The organism is Sphingomonas sp. (genome assembly GCF_026460985.1).
Lineage (GTDB): Bacteria > Pseudomonadota > Alphaproteobacteria > Sphingomonadales > Sphingomonadaceae > Sphingomonas.
Window position 1 is genome coordinate 239480 of the sequence record NZ_JAPKNM010000001.1, and the last position, 22572, is coordinate 262051.

General features: G+C 67.8%; 30 protein-coding genes. 19 read left to right on the plus strand and 11 right to left on the minus strand.

What is annotated here, in order from left to right; all coding sequences use genetic code 11:
* Window positions 1–2 precede the first annotated feature (2 nt).
* Together mnmE and MT490_RS01215 are read right to left on the minus strand one after the other, a co-directional pair.
* Window positions 3–1295, minus strand: coding sequence for a tRNA uridine-5-carboxymethylaminomethyl(34) synthesis GTPase MnmE (gene mnmE, locus MT490_RS01210; protein ID WP_297383536.1), 1293 nt, complete (start codon window positions 1293–1295; stop codon window positions 3–5).
* A 1-nt stretch (window position 1296) separates the two neighbouring features.
* Window positions 1297–1527, minus strand: coding sequence for a DUF6489 family protein (locus tag MT490_RS01215; protein WP_297383537.1), 231 nt, complete (start codon window positions 1525–1527; stop codon window positions 1297–1299).
* A gap of 49 nt (window positions 1528–1576) precedes the next feature.
* Here MT490_RS01215 and MT490_RS01220 point away from each other — a divergent pair, with 49 nt between their 5' ends.
* Together MT490_RS01220 and MT490_RS01225 are read left to right on the plus strand one after the other, a co-directional pair.
* On the plus strand, window positions 1577–2056 hold the full coding sequence (locus tag MT490_RS01220; RefSeq protein WP_297383538.1) for a methylated-DNA--[protein]-cysteine S-methyltransferase: 480 nt from the start codon (window positions 1577–1579) through the stop codon (window positions 2054–2056).
* Entirely contained in the window at window positions 2053–2748 is a 696-nt protein-coding gene (locus MT490_RS01225) for a dienelactone hydrolase family protein (protein ID WP_297383539.1), read from the plus strand. The genes MT490_RS01220 and MT490_RS01225 overlap by 4 nt, the downstream gene beginning before the upstream one ends.
* A gap of 6 nt (window positions 2749–2754) precedes the next feature.
* Here MT490_RS01225 and MT490_RS01230 read toward each other — a convergent pair whose 3' ends face one another.
* The 5 genes from MT490_RS01230 to hemE form a co-directional block, all read right to left on the minus strand.
* Window positions 2755–3489, minus strand: a complete 735-nt coding sequence (locus tag MT490_RS01230; RefSeq protein ID WP_297383540.1) for a TerC family protein — start codon at window positions 3487–3489, stop codon at window positions 2755–2757.
* On the minus strand, window positions 3486–3779 hold the full coding sequence (locus tag MT490_RS01235) for an antibiotic biosynthesis monooxygenase (protein ID WP_297383541.1): 294 nt from the start codon (window positions 3777–3779) through the stop codon (window positions 3486–3488). Before MT490_RS01235 ends, MT490_RS01230 begins: the two co-directional genes overlap by 4 nt.
* A 138-nt stretch (window positions 3780–3917) precedes the next feature.
* Entirely contained in the window at window positions 3918–5174 is a 1257-nt protein-coding gene (gene rho / locus MT490_RS01240; RefSeq protein WP_297383542.1) for a transcription termination factor Rho, read from the minus strand.
* Between the two features lie 204 nt (window positions 5175–5378).
* Window positions 5379–5831 carry a CopD family protein gene (locus tag MT490_RS01245; RefSeq protein WP_297383543.1) on the minus strand — a complete coding sequence of 151 codons (453 nt, stop codon included), beginning with the start codon at window positions 5829–5831 and terminating at the stop codon, window positions 5379–5381.
* Window positions 5828–6877, minus strand: coding sequence for a uroporphyrinogen decarboxylase (gene hemE, locus MT490_RS01250; RefSeq protein WP_297383544.1), 1050 nt, complete (start codon window positions 6875–6877; stop codon window positions 5828–5830). The genes MT490_RS01245 and hemE overlap by 4 nt, the downstream gene beginning before the upstream one ends.
* Before the next feature lie 492 nt (window positions 6878–7369).
* On the opposite strand from hemE, the gene MT490_RS01255 reads away from it, so the two are divergent.
* From MT490_RS01255 to MT490_RS01305, 11 genes are all read left to right on the plus strand, one after another.
* Window positions 7370–8194 carry a pyruvate, water dikinase regulatory protein gene (locus MT490_RS01255; protein WP_297383668.1) on the plus strand — a complete coding sequence of 275 codons (825 nt, stop codon included), beginning with the start codon at window positions 7370–7372 and terminating at the stop codon, window positions 8192–8194.
* A complete protein-coding gene (locus MT490_RS01260) occupies window positions 8191–8811 on the plus strand; it encodes a nucleoside triphosphate pyrophosphatase (protein ID WP_297383546.1) in 621 nt (206 codons plus the stop codon). Before MT490_RS01255 ends, MT490_RS01260 begins: the two co-directional genes overlap by 4 nt.
* Window positions 8808–9665, plus strand: a complete 858-nt coding sequence (gene aroE, locus MT490_RS01265; protein ID WP_297383547.1) for a shikimate dehydrogenase — start codon at window positions 8808–8810, stop codon at window positions 9663–9665. The genes MT490_RS01260 and aroE overlap by 4 nt, the downstream gene beginning before the upstream one ends.
* Window positions 9662–10255 (plus strand): dephospho-CoA kinase, encoded by a 594-nt coding sequence (gene coaE, locus MT490_RS01270; protein ID WP_297383549.1) that lies wholly within the window; start codon window positions 9662–9664, stop codon window positions 10253–10255. The genes aroE and coaE overlap by 4 nt, the downstream gene beginning before the upstream one ends.
* Before the next feature lie 7 nt (window positions 10256–10262).
* Window positions 10263–10955 (plus strand): DNA polymerase III subunit epsilon, encoded by a 693-nt coding sequence (gene dnaQ, locus MT490_RS01275; RefSeq protein WP_297383550.1) that lies wholly within the window; start codon window positions 10263–10265, stop codon window positions 10953–10955.
* Window positions 10956–11012: 57 nt separating this feature from the next.
* Window positions 11013–11600 carry a ribosome-associated translation inhibitor RaiA gene (gene raiA / locus MT490_RS01280; RefSeq protein ID WP_297383551.1) on the plus strand — a complete coding sequence of 196 codons (588 nt, stop codon included), beginning with the start codon at window positions 11013–11015 and terminating at the stop codon, window positions 11598–11600.
* A gap of 40 nt (window positions 11601–11640) precedes the next feature.
* Complete coding sequence (locus tag MT490_RS01285; RefSeq protein WP_297383552.1) at window positions 11641–12108, plus strand: PTS sugar transporter subunit IIA; 468 nt, start codon at window positions 11641–11643, stop codon at window positions 12106–12108.
* Window positions 12095–12568: a PaaI family thioesterase gene (locus tag MT490_RS01290; RefSeq protein WP_297383553.1), complete on the plus strand. Its 474-nt coding sequence runs from the start codon at window positions 12095–12097 to the stop codon at window positions 12566–12568. The genes MT490_RS01285 and MT490_RS01290 overlap by 14 nt, the downstream gene beginning before the upstream one ends.
* Window positions 12565–12906: a DUF1491 family protein gene (locus MT490_RS01295; RefSeq protein WP_297383554.1), complete on the plus strand. Its 342-nt coding sequence runs from the start codon at window positions 12565–12567 to the stop codon at window positions 12904–12906. The genes MT490_RS01290 and MT490_RS01295 overlap by 4 nt, the downstream gene beginning before the upstream one ends.
* A gap of 155 nt (window positions 12907–13061) precedes the next feature.
* Window positions 13062–13709, plus strand: a complete 648-nt coding sequence (locus tag MT490_RS01300; protein WP_297383555.1) for a cell wall hydrolase — start codon at window positions 13062–13064, stop codon at window positions 13707–13709.
* Between the two features lie 61 nt (window positions 13710–13770).
* Window positions 13771–14250 carry an MmcB family DNA repair protein gene (locus MT490_RS01305; protein ID WP_297383556.1) on the plus strand — a complete coding sequence of 160 codons (480 nt, stop codon included), beginning with the start codon at window positions 13771–13773 and terminating at the stop codon, window positions 14248–14250.
* A gap of 255 nt (window positions 14251–14505) precedes the next feature.
* On the opposite strand, the gene MT490_RS01310 is transcribed toward MT490_RS01305, so the two are convergent.
* Window positions 14506–15114 (minus strand): ankyrin repeat domain-containing protein, encoded by a 609-nt coding sequence (locus MT490_RS01310; protein WP_297383557.1) that lies wholly within the window; start codon window positions 15112–15114, stop codon window positions 14506–14508.
* 57 nt (window positions 15115–15171) lie between these two features.
* On the opposite strand from MT490_RS01310, the gene MT490_RS01315 reads away from it, so the two are divergent.
* Genes MT490_RS01315 through MT490_RS01325 form a run of 3 tightly spaced genes read left to right on the plus strand, consistent with a single transcriptional unit; the run spans window position 15172 to window position 16888 of the window.
* Entirely contained in the window at window positions 15172–15774 is a 603-nt protein-coding gene (locus MT490_RS01315) for an SCO family protein (RefSeq protein ID WP_297383558.1), read from the plus strand.
* Window positions 15771–16205, plus strand: a complete 435-nt coding sequence (locus MT490_RS01320) for a YcgN family cysteine cluster protein (protein WP_297383559.1) — start codon at window positions 15771–15773, stop codon at window positions 16203–16205. Before MT490_RS01315 ends, MT490_RS01320 begins: the two co-directional genes overlap by 4 nt.
* Window positions 16202–16888, plus strand: coding sequence for a SprT family zinc-dependent metalloprotease (locus tag MT490_RS01325; RefSeq protein ID WP_297383560.1), 687 nt, complete (start codon window positions 16202–16204; stop codon window positions 16886–16888). The genes MT490_RS01320 and MT490_RS01325 overlap by 4 nt, the downstream gene beginning before the upstream one ends.
* Window positions 16889–17069: 181 nt before the next feature.
* Here the strand turns inward: MT490_RS01325 and MT490_RS01330 are convergent, their stop codons facing one another.
* From MT490_RS01330 to MT490_RS01340, 3 genes are read right to left on the minus strand one after another with little or no spacing between them, the layout of a single operon-like run.
* Entirely contained in the window at window positions 17070–19193 is a 2124-nt protein-coding gene (locus tag MT490_RS01330) for a PBP1A family penicillin-binding protein (RefSeq protein ID WP_297383561.1), read from the minus strand.
* A 41-nt stretch (window positions 19194–19234) separates the two neighbouring features.
* Window positions 19235–19669 carry a peptide-methionine (R)-S-oxide reductase MsrB gene (msrB, locus tag MT490_RS01335; RefSeq protein ID WP_297383562.1) on the minus strand — a complete coding sequence of 145 codons (435 nt, stop codon included), beginning with the start codon at window positions 19667–19669 and terminating at the stop codon, window positions 19235–19237.
* Between the two features lie 31 nt (window positions 19670–19700).
* Window positions 19701–20201, minus strand: a complete 501-nt coding sequence (locus MT490_RS01340; protein ID WP_297383564.1) for a sterol desaturase family protein — start codon at window positions 20199–20201, stop codon at window positions 19701–19703.
* A gap of 43 nt (window positions 20202–20244) precedes the next feature.
* Here MT490_RS01340 and MT490_RS01345 point away from each other — a divergent pair, with 43 nt between their 5' ends.
* The 3 genes from MT490_RS01345 (at window position 20245) to MT490_RS01355 (ending at window position 22565) form a co-directional block, all read left to right on the plus strand.
* Window positions 20245–20535, plus strand: coding sequence for a hypothetical protein (locus MT490_RS01345; protein ID WP_297383566.1), 291 nt, complete (start codon window positions 20245–20247; stop codon window positions 20533–20535).
* Between the two features lie 375 nt (window positions 20536–20910).
* Entirely contained in the window at window positions 20911–22110 is a 1200-nt protein-coding gene (sucC, locus tag MT490_RS01350) for an ADP-forming succinate--CoA ligase subunit beta (RefSeq protein ID WP_297383567.1), read from the plus strand.
* Window positions 22107–22565: a GFA family protein gene (locus MT490_RS01355; protein WP_297383569.1), complete on the plus strand. Its 459-nt coding sequence runs from the start codon at window positions 22107–22109 to the stop codon at window positions 22563–22565. Before sucC ends, MT490_RS01355 begins: the two co-directional genes overlap by 4 nt.
* Window positions 22566–22572: the final 7 nt, after the last annotated feature.

Genomic DNA, 22572 nt, shown 5'->3' on the forward strand with positions numbered 1-22572 from the left:
GCCTATTTGCCGATGCAGAAGCGGGCGAAGAGCGCGTCAAGCATCGCCTCCACCCCCGCCTTGCCGGTGATCGCGTCGAGCGCGCGGCGCGCACTGCGCAGCTCCTCGGCGAGCAATAGGAGATCATGCTGCGACGCAGCACGCGCCAGCGCATCGCCGGCCGACGCAGCCAGCTCGCGCTGCCGGCGATTGAGCGCGAGCTGGTCCACCGGCGGCAACAGCCCGATCGCGAGCGCGTCGATCCTGCTCCAGAGCAGATCGAGCCCGACGCCGGTGGCGGCCGATACCGCCACGTCCCTGCCCTCAGCGAGCTCGCGTCCCGGAAGATCGGCGCGCGCATGGAGCCAGAGCAAAGCGTCATGGCCTGGTGGCGGATCGTCCCCCAGCCACAGGACAATATCGGCCTCCTCCAGCGCGGCGCGCGCGCGATCGATGCCGATCGCCTCGATCGGGTCCGCGGTCGCTTCGGCGAGCCCCGCTGTGTCGATCAGCAGATAGGCCGTGCCATCGCGCGCCACCGGTGCCTCGATCCGGTCGCGCGTGGTGCCGGCGATGGGGGACACGATCGCCGCCTCGCGCTCGACCAGCGCGTTGAGCAAGGTAGACTTGCCGGCATTGGGCGGCCCGGCGAGCACGACGCGCAGCCCGTCGCGAAGCCGCTCGACCGGCGGGCGCGCAGTCACCTCGGCGATCTCGCGCGACAACGCCGCCGCTGCCGCATGTAGTTCGGCAAGCGAATCGCCGCCGCTGCTGGCCACGTCGTCCTCGTCGCTATGATCGAGCTCGGCTTCGACCTGGGCTGCGAGCGACAGGAGCCGGTGCGTCCACACCTCGACCTGGCGCCGGACCGCACCTTCGGCCGAGCGTACCGCCATCCGGCGCTGCGCCTCGGTCTCGGCCATCAGCAGATCGCCCAGACCCTCGGCTTCGCTCAGGTCCATGCGCCCGTTGAGCAAGGCCCGCCGGGTGAACTCGCCGGGTTCGGCGGGCCGCAGCCCGGGTATCGCGCCGAGCGCCGCCTCGACCGCGCGAACCGTCGCGCGGCCGCCATGGAGATGGAGCTCGACAAGGTCCTCGCCACTCGCGCTGTCGGGTCCGGGGAAAAGCAGGACGAGCGCACGATCGAGCAATTCGCCGCTCGCGGGATCGCGCAATGCCCGCAATCCCGCGCGCCGCGGCTCGGGGAGCGTCCCCGCCAGCGCCCGCGCCGCGTCGAACGCGCGCGCCCCGCTCAAGCGCAGCACGGCGATGGCGGCGGGCGGCGCACCGCTCGACACCGCGAAGATCGTCTCCATCTCAGCCGCTTTTGTTGCCGCTCTCGAACATCGTCCGCCAGAAGCTCAGCGCCCCGTCGCCCATCGGCCCCCAATTGCGGATCATGTCGGCGAATCCTTCAGGAGTTCCTTGTTTTTCAATAGCTTCCACCATCATTTGGACATAGCGGTCGTGCACCGGGGATAGATCCGGCAGCCCCATGGCGCGACGCGCCTCCTCGGGCGTGCAATCGACTTCGACATTGATCTTCATGGCCGCCCTCCGTTGCGCACGCCACCGGGCGGCTGCTAGGTCTTGCACCATGTATGCGCGCGACCATGCCCTGATCGCAACGCCCATCGGAATCGTCCGCATCGAGGGCGACGACGCCATGCTGACGGGGATCCGGCTTTGCGTAGACGGTGCGCCCGCCAGGGGCAGCGCCGCGGCGGTAAGCGAAGCCGCCGAGCAGCTCGAGCAATGGTTCGCCAAGGAGCGCGAGGAATTCGATCTCGCGCTCGAACCCATGGGAACGCCGCGCGGCGAGGCGCTGCGCGCCGGCCTGGTCGCGATCGGCTATGGCGAGACTTTGAGCTATGGCGCGCTCGCCCGAGTGCTGGGATCGAGCCCGCGCGCGATCGGCCAGCTCTGCGCGCGCAATCCCTTCCCGATCGTCGTCCCCTGCCACCGCGTCCTCGCCAGCGGCGGCGCGCTCGGTTTCTATTCCGGGGGTGAAGGCCCCAAGACCAAATCCTGGCTGCTCGAGCATGAGCGGCGGCACATGGAAGGAACCTTGCTATGACGGTCCGTATCGATGCGAGCGATCACGGCGGCAGCTTCAGCGCCTATGTCGCCGAGCCCGAAGGCACGCCGCGCGGCGCGATCGTGGTGATCCAGGAGATCTTCGGCGTGAACCCGGGGATCCGCCGGAAATGCGACGAATGGGCGGCGAAAGGCTATCTCGCGCTCGCCCCCGACCTGTTCTGGCGGTTGCAGCAGGGGATCGAGCTCGACCCGGACATTCCCGAGCAGTTCCAGGAGGCACTCGGCTGGATGAACAGGTTCGACCAGAACAAGGGCATCGAGGACATCGAGTCGACGATCCGTGCGGCGCGCGCGAAGCTGGGCGGGCACGGCAAGGTCGGCGTGGTCGGCTATTGCCTAGGCGGGCGCCTCGCCTTCATGACCGCCACGCGCACCGACACCAACGCGACCGTCGGCTATTACGGCGTCGGCATCGACAATCTTCTCGGCGAGAAGCACGCGATCGCCCATCCGGTGCTGCTCCACATCGCGGGGGCGGATCATTTCGTTTCGCCCGAGGTCCAGGCGAAGATGCACGCGGGGCTCGACGACCATCCCAAGGTGACGCTCTACGACTATCCCGGCGAGAACCACGGCTTCGCGGCCGAGATGGGGAATCGTCGGTCGGAAGCCGCGGCGCAGCTCGCGGACGAGCGCACCGCGGCGTTCTTCGCCGAGCAGATTGGCTGACGGTCGTTATCCGAAGAAGCTCAGGACCCCCGGCGTCTCGTGGGTGCCGACCCAGCCTTCGTAGATCATCCGGAAGGCGACGAAGACGATCACCGCGAGGCCGATATAGGCGATCCAGCGATAGCGATCGATCAGCTTGGCGATGAAGTTCGCCGCCAGGCCCATCAGCGCGACCGAGAGCAACAGCCCGACCACGAGGATGCCCGGATGCTCGCGCGCCGCGCCGGCGACGGCGAGGACGTTGTCGAGGCTCATCGACACGTCGGCGATGGCAACCGCCCAGGCGGCGCCGGCGAAGCTGCGCGCGGGCTTGAGGCCCGAATGCTCGTCGCCGCCGATCTCCTCCGAACCCTCGCTCAGCGATCCCGCGCGGATCTCGCGCCAGAACTTCCAGCTCACCCAGAGCAGCAGCAGCCCGCCGGCGAAGATCAGCCCGACGATCCCCATCAGCCAGCTGACGAGGAGCGCGAAGATGATCCGCAGCACCAGCGCCGCGCCGATGCCGATCAGGATCACCTTCTTGCGCTGGTCGGCGGGAAGTCCCGCGGCGAGTGCCCCCACGACGATCGCATTGTCGCCGGCGAGCACCAGGTCGATCATCAGCACCGATCCGAACGCGGCCAGCGCCGCCGGATCCCCCAGGTTCGAGAAATCGGCGACGATATGGTGCCAGATGTCGAGGGGCGAACCGATGCCGCCGGTGGCGGAAGCGGCGGCGGACAACAGCGCGAACAGGCTCAAACGATCGACTCCCCGAAATATTCGACCACCGGCATCGGCTCATAGAAGCCGTGCAGCAGCCTGCGCCAGTCCTGGTAGTGCTCCGACATGCGAAAGCCGTCGCGATGCGCGGCGATGTCGGTCCAAACCACTCGCAACAGATAGCGATCCGCGCGCTCGGCGGCGGGACGGACCTCGATCGCGACGAAACCCGGCGAGGCGGCGATCAGCGGCCGTGCCGCGCGCATCGCGGCCTCGAAGGCCTGACCCTCACCGGCGCGAACATGGAGCAGCGCGTGTTCAACGATCATACGGCATTCCCGACAACCCAAACGTCATCCCGGCCGAAGTGCCGGGATCCACAGTGCCGCGCTGGAAGGGCAGGAGGCTCCTGCTTTTCGGCCAGCCTCGCAGTGGACCCCGGCACAAGGCCGGGGTGACGGCATGGGCTATTGATTCATCGAATCGAAGAAGTCCTCGTTGGTCTTCGAGTCCTTCATCTTGTCGAGCAGGAACTCCATCGCGTCGATCGTGCCCATCTGCATGAGGATGCGGCGGAGCACCCACATCTTGGAGAGCTTGTTCTTGTCGACGAGCAGCTCTTCCTTGCGCGTGCCCGACTTGCCGACGTCGAGCGCCGGGAAGATGCGCTTGTCGGCCACCTTGCGGTCGAGGACGATTTCCGAGTTGCCGGTGCCCTTGAACTCTTCGAAGATGACTTCGTCCATGCGGCTGCCGGTGTCGATCAGCGCGGTGGCGATGATCGAGAGCGATCCGCCCTCCTCGATGTTGCGCGCGGCGCCGAAGAAGCGCTTCGGGCGCTGGAGCGCATTGGCATCGACGCCGCCGGTGAGCACCTTGCCCGAGCTCGGCACCACCGTGTTGTAGGCGCGGCCGAGGCGGGTGATCGAGTCGAGCAGGATCACCACGTCCTTCTTGTGCTCGACGAGGCGCTTGGCCTTCTCGATCACCATCTCGGAGACCTGGACGTGGCGCTGCGCCGGCTCGTCGAAGGTCGAGGAGATGACCTCGCCCTTCACGCTGCGCTGCATGTCGGTGACTTCCTCGGGCCGCTCGTCGATGAGCAACACGATCAGGAAGACCTCGGGATGGTTGTCGGTGATCGCCTTGGCGATGTTCTGGAGCAGCACGGTCTTGCCGACGCGCGGCGGCGCGACGATCAGCGCGCGCTGGCCCTTGCCCTGCGGCGCGACGATGTCGATCACGCGGGCGCTCTTGTCCTTGATCGTCGGATCGAGCGCGTCGAGCGTCAGCTTCTGCTCGGGATAGAGCGGGGTGAGGTTGTCGAAATTGACCCGGTGGCGGACCGCGTCGGGATCGTCGAAATTGACCGAGACCAGGCGGGTCAGCGCGAAATAGCGCTCGCCGTCCTTGGGGCCGCGGATTTCGCCCTCGACGGTATCGCCGGTGCGCAGACCGAACTTCCGGACTTGGTTGGGGCTGACATAGATGTCGTCCGGGCCGGCAAGATAGTTCGCCTCGGGGCTGCGCAGGAAGCCGAAGCCGTCGGGGAGCACTTCGATCGTGCCCTCGCCCATGATCTGGTCGCCATTCTCGGCCTGGGCCTTGAGGATCGCGAAGAGCAGATCCTGCTTGCGGAGCGTCGACGCGCTCTCGACGCCCAGCTCCTCGGCCATGCTGACCAGTTCGGCGGGCGGGGTTTTCTTGAGTTCCTTGAGGTGCATGGGGAGTCCGGGTGCTGGGAAGCTATGGGGAGAGCGTCGGTCGGCGAAAATGCGCGCGATTGGCGATGCTGGAAAGGAAGGAACCGACGCCCGGAAGAGCATTCGGCCTGTTCTGCGAATTAGGTATGGGCCTCGTCCAAGTCAACGGCCATCGCATCGATTCCCGCGCAGGAAAATTGCGGAGAGTCCGGAGCTGCCGCAAATTTAGAACGGCTTGACCACCGCGAGCACGACGACGAGCACGACGGCAAGCGCGGGGACCTCGCCCAAGATACGCAAACGCCGCGGCGACAGGCTGCCCTGCCCATGGGCAAGCTTCTTCGAATAGCCGACCGCCCAGCCCTGATAGCCGCTCAATGCGAACACCAGCAGCAGCTTGGCGTGGAGCCAGCCGAGCCCCGGCTGGCCGTCGAGCAATCCGACATTGAGCGCTAGCGTGATGCCGAGCAGCCAGACGATCCCGATCGAGGGCCCGAGGATCATCCGGCGGAGCAGTGCCTCTCGCTTCTCCCAGGCGGCGGCCTCGGGCGTGCCGAGCGCCTCCTGATGGTGGACGAGGTAGCGCGGCAGCAGGAACAGCCCGGCCATCCAGAAGATCACGAAGATGATGTGGAACGCCTTGACCCAGAGATAGGCCGTTCCAAGGAACCCGGTCATCCTTGCCTCCGCACCCGCGCCAGCAGTTGCTCGACATGCGCGATCGGCGTGTCGGGCAGGATGCCGTGGCCGAGATTGAACACATGCGGGCGTTCGGCGAAAGCGGAAAGGATGCGATCGACGGCGCTGTCGAGCGTCGCGCCGCCCGCGATCAACGCGAGCGGATCGAGATTGCCCTGCACCGGCAGATTCTCCGGCAGCGCGGCATGCGCCCATGCCGGATCGACCGTCTCGTCCACGCCGACCGCATCGACCTGCGTCTCGCGCGCATAAGCGGGAAGCTTGCCGCCCGCGCCCTTGGGGAAGCCGATCACCGGCACGTGCGGCGCGCGCGCATGCAACGCCGCGGCGATCCGCGCGGTGGGCGCGATCACCCATTGCTCGAACTGCGCCGGGCTCAGGCTGCCCGACCAGCTGTCGAACAATTGCACCGCCTCCACGCCCGCATCGATCTGGCCGAGCAGATAGTCGATCGTGCAGTCGGCGATGCGATCGATCAGCGCCTGCATCAGCGCGGGATCGCGGTAGGCGAGCCGCCGCGCCTCGGCCTGCTCGCGGCTGCCCTGCCCGGCGATCATATAGGTCGCGACGGTCCAGGGGCTGCCTGCAAAGCCCAGAAAGGTAGTGCTGGAAGGCAATTGCGCGGCGACCCGGCGCACAGTGGCATAGACAGGATCGAGCGCCTCAGGGGCCGCCTGGAGGCCATCCAGCACCTCGCGCGCCTGCACGGTCGGGGCGAGGCGCGGGCCTTCGCCGGTCTCGAACCACAGCTCCTGTCCCAGCGCCATCGGCACGACGAGGATGTCGGAGAAGAGGATCGCGGCGTCCATGCCGAAGCGGCGGATCGGCTGGAGCGTGATCTCGGCCGCGGCCTCGCTGTCCATCGCCAGCGCGAGGAAGCCGCCCTTCTCCTCCCGGAGCGCGCGATATTCGGGCAGGTACCGCCCGGCCTGGCGCATCAGCCAGATCGGCGGGATCGGCTGTTTCTCGCCCCTCAGGGTCGCGAGCAGGGGTTTGGGGCTGGTGGGCAGCGGTTTGGGATGCATCGGCTCCCTCTGCACGTTCCGGCGGAGCGGCGAAAGTGGACAAACTATCCTCCCCCGCCAGGGGGAGGTGTCGCCGAAGGCGACGGAGGGGGAGGTAAGCGACCGACTGACCGTCGTGCTTCCGTCCCCTCCGTCACGCTGCGCGTGCCGCCTCCCCCTGGCGGGGGAGGATCGGGAATCCCGCTCGGATCCGCCCGAACCCAATATCTATAAGAAAAGAATCTAAGGGTTGTTGGAGTCTGTTGGCGCGTGGAAGTCGGGAGTTGTGGAATCGCTCCGCTTTTGCCCACAGATTGACTCTCGCCGCCCCGCACAAGCCCTCGGATTCGGAGTCGCGCTCCCCGATTTCCACAGGCTGTGGATCGGAATGCGGGGCTGGGGACGGGGTTGTGGAGGAATCGCGCGTCGAGTCCGCGGTTTTCGCGTGCTTGGCCGCTGCGTGCGGTTGCGCTAGCGGCTGTCCGTGATGTTCTCCACAGATTCACCCACGGCCTGATGCGGCTCCATCTCCACTTGCTCTCCGACTCCACCGGCGAGACGCTGGAGAATATCGCCAAGGCCGCGCTCGCCCAGTTCGACGATGTCGAGACGCTGCGCCATTTCTGGCCGATGGTGCGCAGCGAGGCGCATCTCGAGCGGATCCTCCAGGAGATCGCGCAGAATCCCGGCCTGGTGATCTTCACGCTCGTCAACAACGACGTCCGCCGCACGCTCGAGAGCCGCTGCCGCGCGATGGGGTTGCCCGCGATCGCGCCGCTCGATCCGGTGAGCCACGCGCTGTCCAACCTGCTCGGCCAGGAGGCCAAGGCGCGCCCCGGGCGGCAGCACACGCTCGATGCCGCCTATTTCGCGCGGGTCGACGCGATCCAGTTCACCATGGCGCATGACGACGGGATCGGCGCCGAGGATTGGGAGGAATGCGACATCGTCCTCGCCGGTGTGTCACGCTCGTCCAAGACGCCGACTTCGATCTATCTCGCCAATCGCGGCTACAAGACCGCCAACATCCCGATCGTGGTCGAATCGCCGCCGCCGCCCGAATTGTTCACGCTGCGCCACCCGCTCGTCGTCGGGCTCACCACTAGCGCCGACCGGCTCGTCCAGATCCGCCGCAACCGGCTGCTCTCGCTCAACCAGAGCCCCGAGACCGCTTATGTCGACCAGGATTCGGTCCAGCGCGAGATCGCCTATGCGCGCCGCATGTTCGCCGACAATGGCTGGCCGGTGATCGACGTGACGCGGCGCTCGATCGAAGAGACCGCCGCGGCGATCATCGCGCTCTGCAACGAACGCGCACTCCAGGACAGGGACGCATGAACCCTTCGACACCGCTCAGGGCAGGTCTGATCCTCGCCTCGCAAAGCGCCTCGCGCCGGGCGATGCTCGACGCCGCGGGCGTGCCGTACGAAGCCGTGGCGGCGCAGGTCGACGAGGCCTCGGCCAAGGACTCGTTGATCGCGGGCGGCATTTCCGCGCGCGACCTCTCGGATGCGCTCGCCGAATTGAAGGCGTTGAAGGTCTCGCGGCTGGCGCCGGGCGCGCTCGTGCTCGGCTGCGATTCGATCGTGGCGCTCGACGACGGCACTCTGCTCGACAAGCCGGTGAGCCGCGAGAATGCCGCCGAGCATCTGCGCATGATGTCGGGGCGGCATCACGATCTGTACAGCGCCGCGGTGATCGCCGAGGGCGGGCGCGGCGTCTGGCGGCATGTCGATCGCGCGCGGCTGCACGTGCGCCGGCTGTCGGAGGAATTCATCGCCGAATATCTGGATCGCGAATGGCCCGCGATCGAGGGCTGCGTCGGCTGTTTCCGCATGGAGGGGCCCGGCGTGCAGCTGTTCAGTCGCACCGAGGGAAGCCATTTCACGATATTGGGAATGCCGATGCTGCCGCTGCTCGACTATCTGCGCGTGCGGGGAGTTCTGACGTCATGACAGCCCCTCGACAGAGCTCGGGACAGGCTTATGCCGAAGTCATCGGCGATCCGATCGCGCACTCCAAGTCGCCCTTGATCCACGGCTTCTGGCTGAAGGCGCTCGGCATCGACGCGGACTATCGCGCCACCCACGTCACCCCCGACGGGCTCGACGCCTATTTCGCGGCGCGGCGCGGCGATCCGGCTTGGCGCGGGTGCAACGTCACCATCCCGCACAAGCAGGCGGTGCTCGATCACGTCGAGGATCGCGGCGATGTCCGCGGCACGATCGGGGCGATGAACACGGTGGTGCGCGCCGAGGACGGGGCGCTGGTGGGCACCAATACCGATGCCGGGGGATTCTACGCGCCGATCGCGGGACTCGACCTCGAGGGGCGGCACGCGGCGGTGATCGGCGCGGGCGGGGCGGCGCGGGCGATCCTGTTCGCGCTCGCGCGCGTGGGGATCGGGCGCGTCACCATCCTCAACCGCAATGTGCTCAAGGCCGCGGCTCTGCTGTCGAGCTTCGGGATCAAGGGCGACGCGCTGCCGCTGGGCAGCCCGCTCCCGCCGGTCGACCTGCTGGTCAATGCGAGCGCATTGGGGATGACGGGCCAGCCGCCGCTCGATCTCGACCTGGCGCCGCTCCCCGAGGACGCGGTGGTCTATGACGTGGTCTATGCCCCGCTCGAGACGGCTCTGCTCGCCCAGGCGCAGGCGCGCGAGCTCGATACGGTCGACGGGCTCGACATGCTGATCGGCCAGGCCGCGCTCGCCTTCGAACTGTTCTTCGGCGCGGAGCCGCCGCGCGAGCGCGACGACGAACTTCGGGACTTGCTGACCCCGGATCGGAGTCCGGGGCAGGCCCGATGATCACGGTCGGCCTCACCGGGTCGATCGGCATGGGCAAGTCGACCGTCGCGCAGATGTTCGCCGATGCGGGCGTGCCGGTGTTCGACGCCGACGAGACCGTCCACCGGCTGCAGGGCCCCGGAGGTGCGCTGGTCGAGGCGATCGAGGCGGCCTTCCCCGGTACGACGGGCGAAGAGGGAGTCGACCGCGCCGCGCTGCGCGAGATCGTGCTGGGCGACGAGGCGGCGCTCGCGCGGCTCGAGGCGCTGGTGCATCCCGCGGTGGCGCGCGCGCGCGATGCCTTTCTCGCCGCCAACGCCGCTGCGCCGGTCGTCCTGCTCGATGTGCCCCTGCTGTTCGAGGCGGGCGGCTGGGCGGCGGTCGACCGGGTCGTCGTCGTCTCCGCACCGGCCGAGGTGCAGCGCGCGCGCGTGCTCGCCCGGCCCGGCATGACCGCCGAGCGCTTCGAGTCGATCCTCGCGCGCCAGATGCCCGATGCCGAGAAGCGCGCCCGCGCCGATTTCGTGATCTCGACCGACGGGCCGCTCGACGAGACCCGCGCACAGGTAAGCGCGGTCCTCACTTGCCTAGCGAAGCCGGCGGGAGGATAAGGTCCCCATGCGCGAAATCGTGTTCGACACAGAAACGACGGGGCTCAGCTTCGCGGGCGGAGACCGGCTGGTCGAGATCGGCTGCATCGAACTGGTCAACCGCGTGCCCACCGGCAGGCATTTGCACCGTTACATCAACCCCCAGCGCGATATGCCGGCAGAGGCCGAGCGCGTCCACGGCCTCAGCGCGCGCTTCCTGTCGGACAAGCCGCTCTTCGCCGATGTCGTCGAGGACCTGATCGAATTCCTCGGCGATTGCCCCCTGGTCGCGCACAATGCGGGGTTCGACTTCAGCTTCCTGAACGGCGAGCTCGGCCGCTGCGGCCGGCCGGTGATCGACCATGGCCGGATGGTCGACACGCTGGCGATCGCGCGGGTCAAGCATCCCGGCGCCAAGCACACGCTCGACGCCCTGTGCGTGCGCTACGGGATCGATCTCAGCGCGCGCACGCTCCACGGCGCGCTGCTCGACGCGCAATTGCTCGCCCAGGTCTATGTCGAGCTGACGGGCGGGCGGCAGATCACCTTGGGCCTCGCGGTCGACGCGCCGGTGATGCGCGAGACGCCCGCCGAGGCATCGACGCGGGTCCATGTGCGGCCTGCGCGGCATTTTGCGCCATCGGCTGCGGAACTTGAGCGCCACGCAGCCTTTGTCCACGGGTTGGAGGATCCGCTTTGGGAACGCGCCGCATCCGGGTGACCGGGTCCGGCTGTTCCCAGGCGAGGCGGAGCCCTCATGTTGAAGCGGAGGTAAGTCATGGATATCCGAGTCTCTGGCCATCAGGTCGAAACGGGCGAAGCGCTCAAGACGCTGGTCACCGAACGGCTCCAGGGTATCGCCGACAAATATTTCTCCCGCGCCCTCTCGGCGCAGGCGACCTTCGGCAAGGGGCCGCACGACAACGGCTTCACCTGCGACATCGTCATGCACGTCATGCAGGGGCTGGTCCTCAAGGCGACCAATCGCGGCATGGAGGCGAACGGCGCGTTCGACGGCGCGGCCGACCGGATCGACAAGCAGCTCCGCCGCTACACGCGCCGGCTCAAGGACCGGCAGAACGGCGTGGTCAACGCGTTCGCCGAGAACGGCGCCTATGACAATGCCGGCTACACCTTGTTCGAGGAACCTGCCCCCGAGGAGGAGCCCGCCGAGGCGCCCTTGATCATCGCCGAGACGCGCGTCGACGTTCCCGAGGCGACGGTTTCCGACGCGGTGATGATGCTCGACCTGCGCCACACCAACGCATTGCTGTTCCGCAATACGGCGACCGGCACGCACAATATGGTCTATCGCCGCGGCGACGGGACGATCGGCTGGGTTGAGCCCAACCGCACACAGGCCTAGGGGAGAAGTCGCCCCGGGGGGCGATCGTTTTGGACAACCCATGACCGAACTCAGCGATTTGCTGACGCCCGAGGCAGTGCTTGCCGATCTGGGCGCCGCGAACAAGAAGACCCTGTTCCAGCAGCTCGGCACCGCCGCGGCGCGCGCCTACGGCGTCGACGCGAAGCTGGTGACCGAGCGGCTCGGCGAGCGCGAGAAGCTCGGCTCGACCGGGTTCGGCGGCGGGATCGCGATTCCGCACGCCAAGCTGGACGGCATGAAGCACGTCGCCGGCGTCTTCGTGCGGCTCGACCAGCCGGTCGATTTCGCCGCGATCGACGATCTGCCGGTCGACCTGGTGTTCATGCTGCTCTCGCCCGTCGGCGCGGGTGCCGAGCATCTCAAGGCGCTCGCCTGCGTCTCGCGGAAACTGCGCGACCGCAATTTCGCCGCCAAGCTGCGCGGCGCGGGCTCGCCCGACGCGCTGTTCGCATTGCTCACCGCCGTGGAGGCGCGTGACGCCGCCTGAGCCCCCCCAAGGTCCGCGGGGCGCCGAAGCGCATTTCCGCGCGCTCGAGTCGCTCTACGCCGCCGCGCCGATCAACCGGCTGTTCGACTCGGCGCTCGAGATCGCCGAGGGCGGCGTCGCGCGGATCCGCTTCCAGATCGACTCGCGCTATTTCCACGCCGCTGGCGCCGCGCACGGAACGAGCTATTTCAAGATGCTCGACGATGCGGCCTTCTATGCCGCAAACAGCCTCGTCACCGATCGCTTCCTGCTCACCACCGCGTTCAACCTGCTCTTCACCAAGCCGCTGGGCGAAGGCCCGGTGATCGCCGAGGGGCGCTGGGTGAGCGGGCAGCGCCGCGTGTTCGTCGCCGAGGCGCGGCTGATCGACGCCAGCGGCGAGGAGGCGGCGCGCGGCACGGGCACGTTCATGCGCTCGCGAATCCCGCTCGCCTCGCTCCCCGGCTACCGGTCCGAATGACGGGGCGGCTGACCAGCGCGATGCTGGTGAGCGCGCTCGTCCGGCGAGTGAACCAGGCCGGCGGATCGGCGATGGTGCTCGCCAAGGGCGACGCCACGGCGGGCGGAATCCTCTGCCTCGCCTACCAGAAGGGCGTAGATCCGCGCTTCTTCGAGCGTGGCCTGGGGCCCACCGGGCTCCCCGCACTGATCGCCGCCGGCCCCCAAGATATGGGGGATGAGCAGGCGGTAAGCGACTATTGGCAGCGTCGCCGCAAATTCGATGGCGATTTGTGGGTAGTCGAACTGGATATCGCAGACGCCGAACGCTTCGCCGCTGAAGTGATGAACCTTTATTGACTTTAAGGGCTCGCGCGCGGAAAGGCGGCAGAACGTTCCATAGCGTTGTGCCGATCGGGGTGTGAAACCGGGCGGTTACGCAGTCGGGGGGGAAGCCCGGCAGCCCATGTTTTTAGACGGGCTGTTGCGCGCCAACCGCACAGTAATGAAGCATAATGAAGTTCATGCCACGCGCCGCGACCTTCGCGGCTGTGACTTTTTGCGCTGGCGCACTTGCGAATGCAGCCACGCTCGACGCCAGCCTGGTAAGCCAAGAGGCCCAGGTTCAGGCGGTCAACACCCAGGAACACCATGTTGTTCCGGCGCCGCAGATCGCGGCGCAGCCGGTCCTCAAGCAGGAAGGCGAGATCGTGCAGCCCCTCCCCGAGGCGGCACTCAAGGAAGACCAGGACTTCGCCACCCTCTCCGCCGCGGTCGCCGCGCATGAGGGCGATGCCGATTCCGATTCCGAACTCAACTGCCTCGCGGTCGGCGTCTATTACGAAGCGAAGAGCGAGCCGCTCGCGGGCCAGCTCGCCGTCGCCGACGTCATCATCAACCGCACCCAGTCGGGCCGCTTCCCCAAGTCGATCTGCTCGGTGATCACCCAGCGCGGCCAGTTCTCTTTCGTGCGCGGCGGCAAGCTGCCGACCCCGCCGGCCAATGCCCAGTGGCGCAAGGCGCTCGCCGTGGCCAAGGTCGCGCAGAAGGATCTGTGGGAGAGCCCTGCCGGCAACGCGCTCTATTTCCACGCGCGTTATGTGAAGCCGAGTTGGAACCGCGCGCGCGTCGCCACCGTCGGCAACCACGTCTTCTATCGCTGATTCCGGTGCCGATCGCCCGAACGGGCTTTTCGGCGTTCGTGAAATGTTCTAACAGCCAGGGATGACCTCCCCGGCTGTTCTGCCATCCGACGCATTGGTCGCGAGCGACGTCGCGCGCGGCGTGACGCGGATGCTGCTGCGCCACGACATCGCGGCGATAGCCGAGGTGCCGCTCGACGGCGGCCGGCGCGCCGACCTGATGGCGCTCGACGCGCGCGGCAACATCGTCATCGTCGAGATCAAGGTCTCGCGCGCCGACCTGCTCGGCGACGCCAAATGGACCGACTATCTCGCGCATTGCGACCGCTTCTTCTGGGCGGTGCCGGCGGGGTTCGACTTGCGGCCGTTCGAGCAGGAGAGCTTCCTGCCCCAGCGCGCCGGGCTGATCGTCGCCGATCGCTACGACGCGGCGGTGGTGCGCGAGGCGGCGACGGTGCCCCTCGCCGGCGCGACGCGCAAGAAATGCACTCTGGCCTTCGCCCGCCGCGCCGCGCGCCGCGTGACGCACCTGCTCGATCCCGAGGCGGAGCAGGTTTTCTAGGGCAGGATCAGCTCAGGGTTCGGACTCAACTAAGCCCAACCCGTCATCCCGGAAGTTAGGCTTTCCCGGAAAACCGCCAAGGTTTTCCGTTGGAAAGCCTTACTGTCCGGGATCCACCTCTCCACCAGCATCCGCCTCACGGTGGATCCCGGACAGCTCAATTTTCTGACCAAATCACAGATTTGGAGAAAATTGGCTTCCGGGATGACGGTGGTTGCGTGCGGACCCTTAGACTGACAGCCCCAGCTCGCTTCGTCAGAGCTTCGGCCCCGCGCCCGTGGCCTTCTGCCCGCCCTTGGGCGCGTCGGCGAGCATCTTGGCGATCGCGGGCCAGCGCGTGCCCTCGCGGGCATAGTCGCGTGCCGACTTGCCGCTGCCGTAATCGGCGCGATCGGGATCGGCCTTGGCGTCGAGCAGCTGGCGGACGATGTCGACATTGTGCATCTGCACCGCCCGGATCAGCGGCGTCTCGCCGGCGGAATTGGCGAGGTTCACATTGGCGCGATAGCGGATCAGGATGCCGACGCCCTCGCTCCAATTCTGCCCGACCGCGACCATCAGCGCGGTGTTGCCGCGCCCGTCCTGGAGGTTGGGGTTGACGTCGTCGGCCTGGAGCAGCGCGCGCAGGTAGAGCGCGTCCGAGCGGCGCGCGACGATGTGCAGCGCGCCCTCGCCGCTGCCGCGATCCTTGGTGTTGACGATGCGCAGCGAGCGATCGAGCAGGAACTTGTTGACCTTGTTGCCGTCCGAATCCCGGATAGCCTTCAGGAACTCGTAGCCGTCCGAAAACTGCTGGGCGGCAGCGGGAACGACGGTGAGCGCGATTGCGGCGACAGCGGCTACGCGGAACGCACGAAAACCCATGATCTGGCTAAACCCCTAACTGAACCCCGGTTCTTGCAAGCGTTCGACTAACAGATCATGGCTGACAGCACCATGTACAGGATGTTTCAGGTCGTTGCGCTCCTTTGCGCGCTCCCCCTCGCCGGCTGCGGCGCCGGCGTGCCCGAGCAGCCGCCGCTCGCCGGCGCGCGGATCGGGGGCAAGTTCGCGCTCACCGACCAGAACGGCAGGACCGTGCGGGACACCGACTTCGCGGGCAAATATCGCATCGTCTATTTCGGCTATACCTATTGCCCCGACGTCTGCCCGACCGACATGGCCAAGATCGGCCAGGCGATGAAGCAGCTCGACAAGGAAGCGCCCCGCATCGCGGAGAAGGTCGTCCCGATCTTCATCACCGTCGACCCCGAGCGCGACACGCCCGCGGCGATCAAGCAGTTCGTCGCCAATTTCCATCCGCGCGTGGTCGGGCTTACCGGCAGCCCGGAGGCGATCGCCGCGGTCGCCAAGAATTATGCGGTCTATTTCAAGAAGCAGCCCCCGGGCCCCGGCGGCGGCTATATGGTCGATCATCTCGCGGTCGCCTTCCTGATGGGGCCGAACGGCGAGCCGATCGCGTCGCTGCCGCTCGAAAAGGGCGGCTCGGCGATCGCCGAGCAAGTAAAGCATTGGGTGCGATGAGCGCGCGCTTCTGGGAGGATACGCCGCTCGCGAAGCTCGATCGGGCCCAGTGGGAAGCCTTGTGCGACGGCTGCGGCAAATGCTGCGTCCACAAGCTCGAGGACGAGGAAACCGGCGAGCTCCATGCCACCAACGTCGCGTGCCGGCTGCTCGATCGCCGGATGGGTCGGTGCAGCGACTATCGCCATCGCCATGCCTATGTGAGCGAATGCGTGCGCCTGAACGCGAACAATGTCGCCGGGATCGAATGGCTGCCCTCGACCTGCGCCTATCGGCTGCGCGCCGAGGGCAAGCCGCTGCCCGAATGGCATTATCTCGTCTGCGGCGATCGCGAGGCGGTGCACGCGGCCGGCCAGTCGACGCGCGGCTGGACGATCTCCGAGGACGATGCCGGCGATTTCGAGCACCATCTCGTGGACCGGGAGCTTTGAGCGCGGGAATCGAAGTGGTGCGCCACGCGCGGGCGCGCTGCATGCGCCTCGCGGTCGATCCGCGCGACGGCCGCGTGCGGCTCACGCTCCCGCCACGCGCCTCGCTCAAGAAGGGGCTGGCCTGGGCCGAGGAGCAGCATGCCTGGATCGCCGCCCAGCAGGCGCGGCTTCCCGAGACGCTGCCGCTGACTCCCGGCGCGCGCTTTCCGTTTGCGGGGCGCGAGATCGAGATCCTCTCGGTGCCTTCGGCCCCGCGGACGCCGAAGCTCGAGCAGGACAGGCTGATCTGCGGCGGCCCACGCGAGGGGCTCGAGCGCCGCGTGGCACGCTGGCTGCGCGCCGAGGCGCTCCGTGTGCTCAGCGCCGAGACCGCCGAATATGCCGCGCGGGCCGGGGTGATCGTGACGCGCGTCTCGGTGGGCGATCCGCGCGGCCGCTGGGGGAGCTGCGCCTCGTCGGGCGCGATCCGCTACAGCTGGCGGCTGATCCTGGCGCCCGACTTCGTCCGCCGCGCGACGGTCGCGCACGAAGTCGCGCATCGCATCCACATGAACCACTCGCCCGCCTTCCACCGGCTGGTGGCGGTCCTGTACGAAGCCGATCCGACCCCGGCGCGGCAGTGGCTGCGCCGGCACGGATCCGCGCTGCACTGGGTGGGGCGCGGGGACGTGGCGGCGCTGTAACAGGACAAACATGCCCCTCCCTGCTTGCAGGGAGGGGTTGGGGGTGGGTGCGCGCGTCTGCGCGCCTAGAGACTCATTGCCCAGCATCGAAGCGCCGGACGAGGCATCGAGCCTCGCCCGGCGCTACCCACCCCTTGATCCCCTCCCTTGCAGGGAGGGGAAAACTGAATGTCGATCAGGCTTAGAACCCTTCCGGATTCTCGCGCGGCGGCGTGCGGTCCTGCTGCTGGCGGGGGGCGTCGCGTGGCGGCGGCGCGCGGGCGGGATCGACGGGCGGCGGCGGGGGGCGATTGCCGGTCATCCGGTCGATCCAGTCCTGGTCGAGGCGCTCGTCGGGCGCCTGTTCCTCGGTGCCGTCGCTGCGTGGCTGCTGGTCCTCGGGCAGCGGATTGCCGTCGGGATCGACGAACATGCCGTTGTCGGGCGCGTAATAGGCATTGTCCTCGGGCTCGAGCTGCCATTCGGGCAGGGTCACCTGCGTCTCGAACTGCTCGACCGGGCGATTGGCGACCGCCTTGCTCATGAAGGCGGAGAAGGCGCGCGCCGGGGCGGTGCCGCCCTGCAGCCCGGGGACGACCTTGGCGTCGTCGCGGCCCATCCACACCCCGGTGGTGAGGCCGGAGGAGAAGCCGACGAACCAGCCGTCCTTGTTCGATGTGGTCGTGCCGGTCTTGCCCGCGACCGGGCGGCCGATCTGAGCGGCGCGGCCGGTGCCGGTGGCGACCGCGGTCTGGAGCAGGTCGGTCATCTGCGCGGCGACATAGGGCGCGACCAGCACATGGCTGGTGTCGACCTCGTGCTGGTAGATCACGTTGCCGTTCGCGGTGACCCGCGTGATGCCATAGGGCGTGACCGCGACGCCCTTCTGCCCCACCGAGGCGAAGGCGCGGGTCATGTCGATCAGCCGGACGTTCGAGGTGCCGAGCACCATCGCCGGCTGGGTGTTGATCGGCGTGGTGATGCCGAAGCGGCGCGCCATGTCCGCGACGGTGCCGAAGCCGACTTCCTGGCCCAGCTTCGCCGCGATCGTGTTGATCGAGTAAGTGAAGGCGGTGCGGATGGTGATCTGGCCCGAATTGCGCCCCGAATTGTTGCGCGGGCTCCAGCCGTTGATCGTCACCGGCTCGTCGACAACCATGTCGTCGACCTTGTGGCCGGCCTCGAGCGCGGCGAGATAGACGAACAGCTTGAACGCCGATCCCGGCTGGCGGACGGCTTGGGTCGCGCGGTTGTAGATCGACGCGACATAGTCCTTGCCGCCCACCATCGCGCGCACCGCGCCGTCGCGGTCGAGGCTGACCAGCGCGCCCTGCGCGTTGCCGGGGGCGTTCCTGCGGATCGCCTCGTCCGCGGCGCGCTGCATGTTCAGGTCCAGCGTCGTCCACACCTCGAGCGGCGCCTCGGTCTCGTCGATCAGCACCTCCAGCTGGGGCAGCGCCCAGTCGGTGAAATAGCGGACGCTGTTCTGGCGCGGCTCGGGGGCGAGCTTCACCGTCCTCGGATCGGTCGCCGCGGCGGTCGCCTGGCTGATCTTGCCGGTCTCGGCCATCACGTCGAGCACGACGCTGGCGCGGCTCACCGCGGCCTCGGCGTCGGCGGTGGGCGAATAATGCGAGGGCGCCTTGACCAGCCCGGCGATCACCGCCGCCTCGGCGAGGCTCAATTCGGTCGCCGGATGGCCGAAGAACTTGCGGCTCGCCGCGTCGATGCCATAGGCGCCGCCGCCGAAATAGACCTTGTTGAGATAGAGCTCGAGGATCTGCTCCTTCGAGAATTTCCGCTCGATCGCCAGCGCGAGCACCGCCTCGCGCATCTTCCGCCCGAAATCGTACTTGTTCGACAGGAAGATCGTGCGCGCGACCTGCTGGGTGATCGTCGAGGCGCCCTGGAGGCGGCGGCCCGAGCCGCGATTGGCGATGCCGGTGCGCACCGCGCGCATCAGGCCCCAGGGATCGACGCCCCAGTGATTCTCGAAGCGCCGATCCTCGACCGCGATGATCGCATCCTTCATCACCTGCGGGATCTGGTCGTACTTGACCCATTCGCCATAGCTCGGCCCGAGCGACACCAGCACGGTGCCGTCGACGGCGTGGACGCGGATCATCTGCCCGTTGGGCGAGGATTTGAGCTCGTCATAGCTCGGCAGCGACGATCGCGTCGAATAGACCGCGATCGCCAAAGCGGCGACGGCGAGCAGCCCGACGCTGATCCCGCCGATCAGCGTCCACAGCCCCAATCGCCGCCAGCCCGAGCCGGTGCGCCACCAGGATTTGCGTTTGGGGGTTTGCGGTTTTCTGGAAGCCATCGGAAGCGGTGGTTAAGCCCTAAACCGGCGGCTCACAAGAATCAGGCGCCGGAAGGTTCGAGGCTAGCGCCGTTTGCGTTGCCGGCGCGTGAACGGAATTCGAGGCTCACCGAGTTCATGCAATAGCGCAGCCCCGTCGGCGGCGGGCCGTCGGGGAAGACATGGCCGAGATGGCCGTCGCAGCGCGCGCAGCGCACTTCGACGCGGCGCATGCCATGGCTGACATCGGCATGCTCGACGACATGGCCGGCCGCCACCGGCTGGGTGAAGCTCGGCCAGCCCGATCCCGAATCATATTTGTCGGCGCTGTCGAACAGCTCGAGCTGGCATGCCGCGCAGCGATAGAGGCCGTCGGCCTTGTTGTCGTTGTAGCGGCCGGAAAAGGCGCGCTCGGTGCCGGCTTCGCGCAGTACATGGAATTGTTCGGGAGTGAGCCGCTTGCGCCACTCGGACTCGGACAGGTTGAGCTGCTCCATGACTCTGATGTGTGCTCAGGCGCGGCGCGCGTCAATCCGCGTCGATAGTGGTATGAATCCGCCCGCCGTGCGCCTTGAGCCGGCGCTTCAGCGCCTCGGCGCGCGGCGCCCAGAGGAAGCCGAAGCTCACCGTGCCGTGCTTGCTCGCCACCGCATGGTGCAGCCTGTGCGCCTGGACGATGCGCTTCAGATAGCGCGAGCGGGCGACATGGCGGTGCGGCAGCCGCCGGTGGACGAGTATGTCGTGGAAGCCGAAATAGATCGCGCCGTAAGCGGCGATGCCCGCGCCGATCCAGGTGCAGCCCGGCCACCAGCCGAGCCGGACGCCGCCGAGCAGCAGCAGGATCGAGGGGATGGCGAAGACCACCGCGTAGAGATCGTTGCGCTCGAACGCACCGGTACGGGGCTGGTGATGGCTCTTGTGGAGGAACCAGCCCGGGCCGTGCATCACCCAGCGATGCGCGGCATAGGCGAAGCCCTCCATGCCGAGGATCGTTGCCAAAAACAGCAGGATGCCCAAAGCGGGATGCATCGAGGCGATATAGCGAGGGCGTGCAATGCTTGCGAGGTGGGTGATGGTTCTGGGCGCGGCGGCTCTGCTTTCGGGCTGCGCGGTTCCCGAGGCGCGGCTGCGCTCGGGGCTGATCCGCGCGGGACTGCCCAAGCCGCTTTCGGCGTGCATGGCCGAGCGGATGGTCGACCGGCTGTCGCTCAAGCAGCTGATGCGGATCGCCGACCTGCCTTATGCGGGCGGCGCCGAGTCGGTCGACCAGTTCCTCCACCGGGTTCGGGCGCTCGGCGACGCGGAGATCCTGGGCGTCACCACGAGCTCGGCCGCGCTCTGCGCGACTGGGCTGGCGGGCTGAAATTCCTCCCCGAGCTTGTCTCGGGGAGGGGGACCACGCGAAGCGTGGTGGAGGGGAGTGCGGGTCGAACATGCCCCGCATGTTCGAGGATCGTCTGGGGGACGATCCGACCCTGCACTCCACAGGCGCGGAATGCGCCCTCTCACAAAGGACAGCCGCTGCGCGGCGCCCCACCACCACGACGCTGCGCGTCGCGGTCCCCCTCCCCGAGACGAGCTCGGGGAGGAACTAACTAGCTGCCCATACCGCCCACACGGAACTATATTGCAACTAACTCGCAATTGCATTTGCGTGGAAAAGGTTTGGATTCCCCCGCGCGCCGTGCTTAAGGCGACCGCAAACCGATCCCGCCGGCAACATGAGGGCGCGCCAGCCATGAACATCCACGAATATCAGGCCAAGGAACTGCTCGCGAAGTACGGCGCGCCGATCGCCGCGGGCCATGCCGCCTTCACCGTCGAGGAGGCCGTCGAGGCCGCGAAGCAGCTGCCCGGGCCGCTCTATGTCGTGAAGTCGCAGATCCATGCCGGCGGTCGCGGCAAGGGCAAGTTCAAGGAACTCGGTCCCGATGCCAAGGGCGGCGTCCGCCTCGCCTTCACCCTCGACGAGGTGCGCGCGCACGCCGCCGACATGCTCGGCAACACGCTGGTGACGATCCAGACCGGCGAGGCCGGCAAGCAGGTCAACCGTCTCTACATCACCGACGGCGCCGACATCGCGAAGGAATTCTACCTCGCCCTCCTCGTCGATCGCGCCACCGGCCGCGTCGCCTTCGTCGTCTCGACCGAGGGCGGCATGGACATCGAGGAAGTCGCGCATTCGACGCCCGAGAAGATCCACACCTTCGCCGTCGATCCTGCGACCGGCTTCCAGCCGCATCATGGCCGCGCCGTCGCCGCTGCGCTGGGCCTGACCGGCGACCAGGGCAAGCAGGCCGCCAAGGTCGCGTCGTCGCTCTACGCCGCGTTCCTCGCGACCGACGCCGAGCAGATCGAAGTCAATCCGCTCGCGCTGACCGAGCAGGGCAACCTCCTCGTCCTCGACGCCAAGGTCGGCTTCGACGGCAACGCGATGTTCCGCCACAAGGACATCGCCGCGCTGCGCGACGAGAGCGAAGAGGATCCGATGGAGCTCGAGGCGTCGAAATACGACCTCGCCTACATCAAGCTCGACGGCGACATCGGCTGCATGGTCAACGGCGCCGGCCTCGCCATGGCGACGATGGACATCATCAAGCTGAACGGCATGTTCCCGGCCAACTTCCTCGACGTCGGCGGCGGCGCCAACAAGGAGAAGGTCACCGCGGCGTTCAAGATCATCCTGAGCGATCCGGCGGTGAAGGGCATCCTCGTCAACATCTTCGGCGGGATCATGCGCTGCGACATCATCGCCGAGGGCATCGTCGCCGCGGCGAAGGAAGTGAACCTCCAGGTTCCGCTGGTCGTCCGGCTCGAGGGCACCAACGTCCAGCAGGGCAAGGACATCCTCGCCAATTCGGGCCTCGCCATCGTTCCCGCGAACGACCTGGGCGACGCCGCGAAGAAGATCGTCGCGGAGGTCCAGAAGGCGGCATGACCGACGCGCCTGGCACGGTGGAAGGCGGATGCCGCTGCGCGCGGGTCCGCTTCCGCCTGTCCGGCGCGCCGATCTTCACCGCCGCCTGCCATTGCCGCGGCTGCCAGCGCATGACCGCGAGCGCCTATTCGGTGAGCGGCGCCTGGCCCGCCGACCGGTTCGAAGTCATCGCCGGCGAGCCGGTGATCGGCGGGATGCACGGCGCGACGCGGCACTATTTCTGCGGCCATTGCCTCAGCTGGATGTTCACCCGGCCCGAGGGCTTCGACGCCTTCGTCAACGTCCGCACCACCCTGCTCGACGCGCCGCCCAAGGATCCGCCCTTCCTCGAGACCTTCACGTCCGAGGCCTTGCCCTGGGCGAAGACCGGGGCCACCCACAGCTTCGAAACCTTTCCGCCGCCCGAGGCTTTCGAGCCGCTGACTCGGGAATTTGCCGATAGCCGCAGCGGTTGACGTTCGC

Bases quoted from the DNA above. Each gene is read 5' to 3' on its own strand.
- mnmE (WP_297383536.1), bottom strand. From the start codon at position 1,295: ATGGAGACGATCTTCGCGGTGTCGAGCGGTGCGCCGCCCGCCGCCATC.
- MT490_RS01215 (WP_297383537.1), bottom strand. From the start codon at position 1,527: ATGAAGATCAATGTCGAAGTCGATTGCACGCCCGAGGAGGCGCGTCGC.
- MT490_RS01220 (WP_297383538.1), top strand. From the start codon at position 1,577: ATGTATGCGCGCGACCATGCCCTGATCGCAACGCCCATCGGAATCGTC.
- MT490_RS01225 (WP_297383539.1), top strand. From the start codon at position 2,053: ATGACGGTCCGTATCGATGCGAGCGATCACGGCGGCAGCTTCAGCGCC.
- MT490_RS01235 (WP_297383541.1), bottom strand. From the start codon at position 3,779: ATGATCGTTGAACACGCGCTGCTCCATGTTCGCGCCGGTGAGGGTCAG.
- rho (WP_297383542.1), bottom strand. From the start codon at position 5,174: ATGCACCTCAAGGAACTCAAGAAAACCCCGCCCGCCGAACTGGTCAGC.
- MT490_RS01245 (WP_297383543.1), bottom strand. From the start codon at position 5,831: ATGACCGGGTTCCTTGGAACGGCCTATCTCTGGGTCAAGGCGTTCCAC.
- hemE (WP_297383544.1), bottom strand. From the start codon at position 6,877: ATGCATCCCAAACCGCTGCCCACCAGCCCCAAACCCCTGCTCGCGACC.
- MT490_RS01260 (WP_297383546.1), top strand. From the start codon at position 8,191: ATGAACCCTTCGACACCGCTCAGGGCAGGTCTGATCCTCGCCTCGCAA.
- aroE (WP_297383547.1), top strand. From the start codon at position 8,808: ATGACAGCCCCTCGACAGAGCTCGGGACAGGCTTATGCCGAAGTCATC.
- coaE (WP_297383549.1), top strand. From the start codon at position 9,662: ATGATCACGGTCGGCCTCACCGGGTCGATCGGCATGGGCAAGTCGACC.
- dnaQ (WP_297383550.1), top strand. From the start codon at position 10,263: ATGCGCGAAATCGTGTTCGACACAGAAACGACGGGGCTCAGCTTCGCG.
- raiA (WP_297383551.1), top strand. From the start codon at position 11,013: ATGGATATCCGAGTCTCTGGCCATCAGGTCGAAACGGGCGAAGCGCTC.
- MT490_RS01285 (WP_297383552.1), top strand. From the start codon at position 11,641: ATGACCGAACTCAGCGATTTGCTGACGCCCGAGGCAGTGCTTGCCGAT.
- MT490_RS01295 (WP_297383554.1), top strand. From the start codon at position 12,565: ATGACGGGGCGGCTGACCAGCGCGATGCTGGTGAGCGCGCTCGTCCGG.
- MT490_RS01300 (WP_297383555.1), top strand. From the start codon at position 13,062: ATGAAGTTCATGCCACGCGCCGCGACCTTCGCGGCTGTGACTTTTTGC.
- MT490_RS01305 (WP_297383556.1), top strand. From the start codon at position 13,771: ATGACCTCCCCGGCTGTTCTGCCATCCGACGCATTGGTCGCGAGCGAC.
- MT490_RS01310 (WP_297383557.1), bottom strand. From the start codon at position 15,114: ATGGGTTTTCGTGCGTTCCGCGTAGCCGCTGTCGCCGCAATCGCGCTC.
- MT490_RS01315 (WP_297383558.1), top strand. From the start codon at position 15,172: ATGGCTGACAGCACCATGTACAGGATGTTTCAGGTCGTTGCGCTCCTT.
- MT490_RS01320 (WP_297383559.1), top strand. From the start codon at position 15,771: ATGAGCGCGCGCTTCTGGGAGGATACGCCGCTCGCGAAGCTCGATCGG.
- MT490_RS01330 (WP_297383561.1), bottom strand. From the start codon at position 19,193: ATGGCTTCCAGAAAACCGCAAACCCCCAAACGCAAATCCTGGTGGCGC.
- msrB (WP_297383562.1), bottom strand. From the start codon at position 19,669: ATGGAGCAGCTCAACCTGTCCGAGTCCGAGTGGCGCAAGCGGCTCACT.
- MT490_RS01340 (WP_297383564.1), bottom strand. From the start codon at position 20,201: ATGCATCCCGCTTTGGGCATCCTGCTGTTTTTGGCAACGATCCTCGGC.
- MT490_RS01345 (WP_297383566.1), top strand. From the start codon at position 20,245: ATGGTTCTGGGCGCGGCGGCTCTGCTTTCGGGCTGCGCGGTTCCCGAG.
- sucC (WP_297383567.1), top strand. From the start codon at position 20,911: ATGAACATCCACGAATATCAGGCCAAGGAACTGCTCGCGAAGTACGGC.
- MT490_RS01355 (WP_297383569.1), top strand. From the start codon at position 22,107: ATGACCGACGCGCCTGGCACGGTGGAAGGCGGATGCCGCTGCGCGCGG.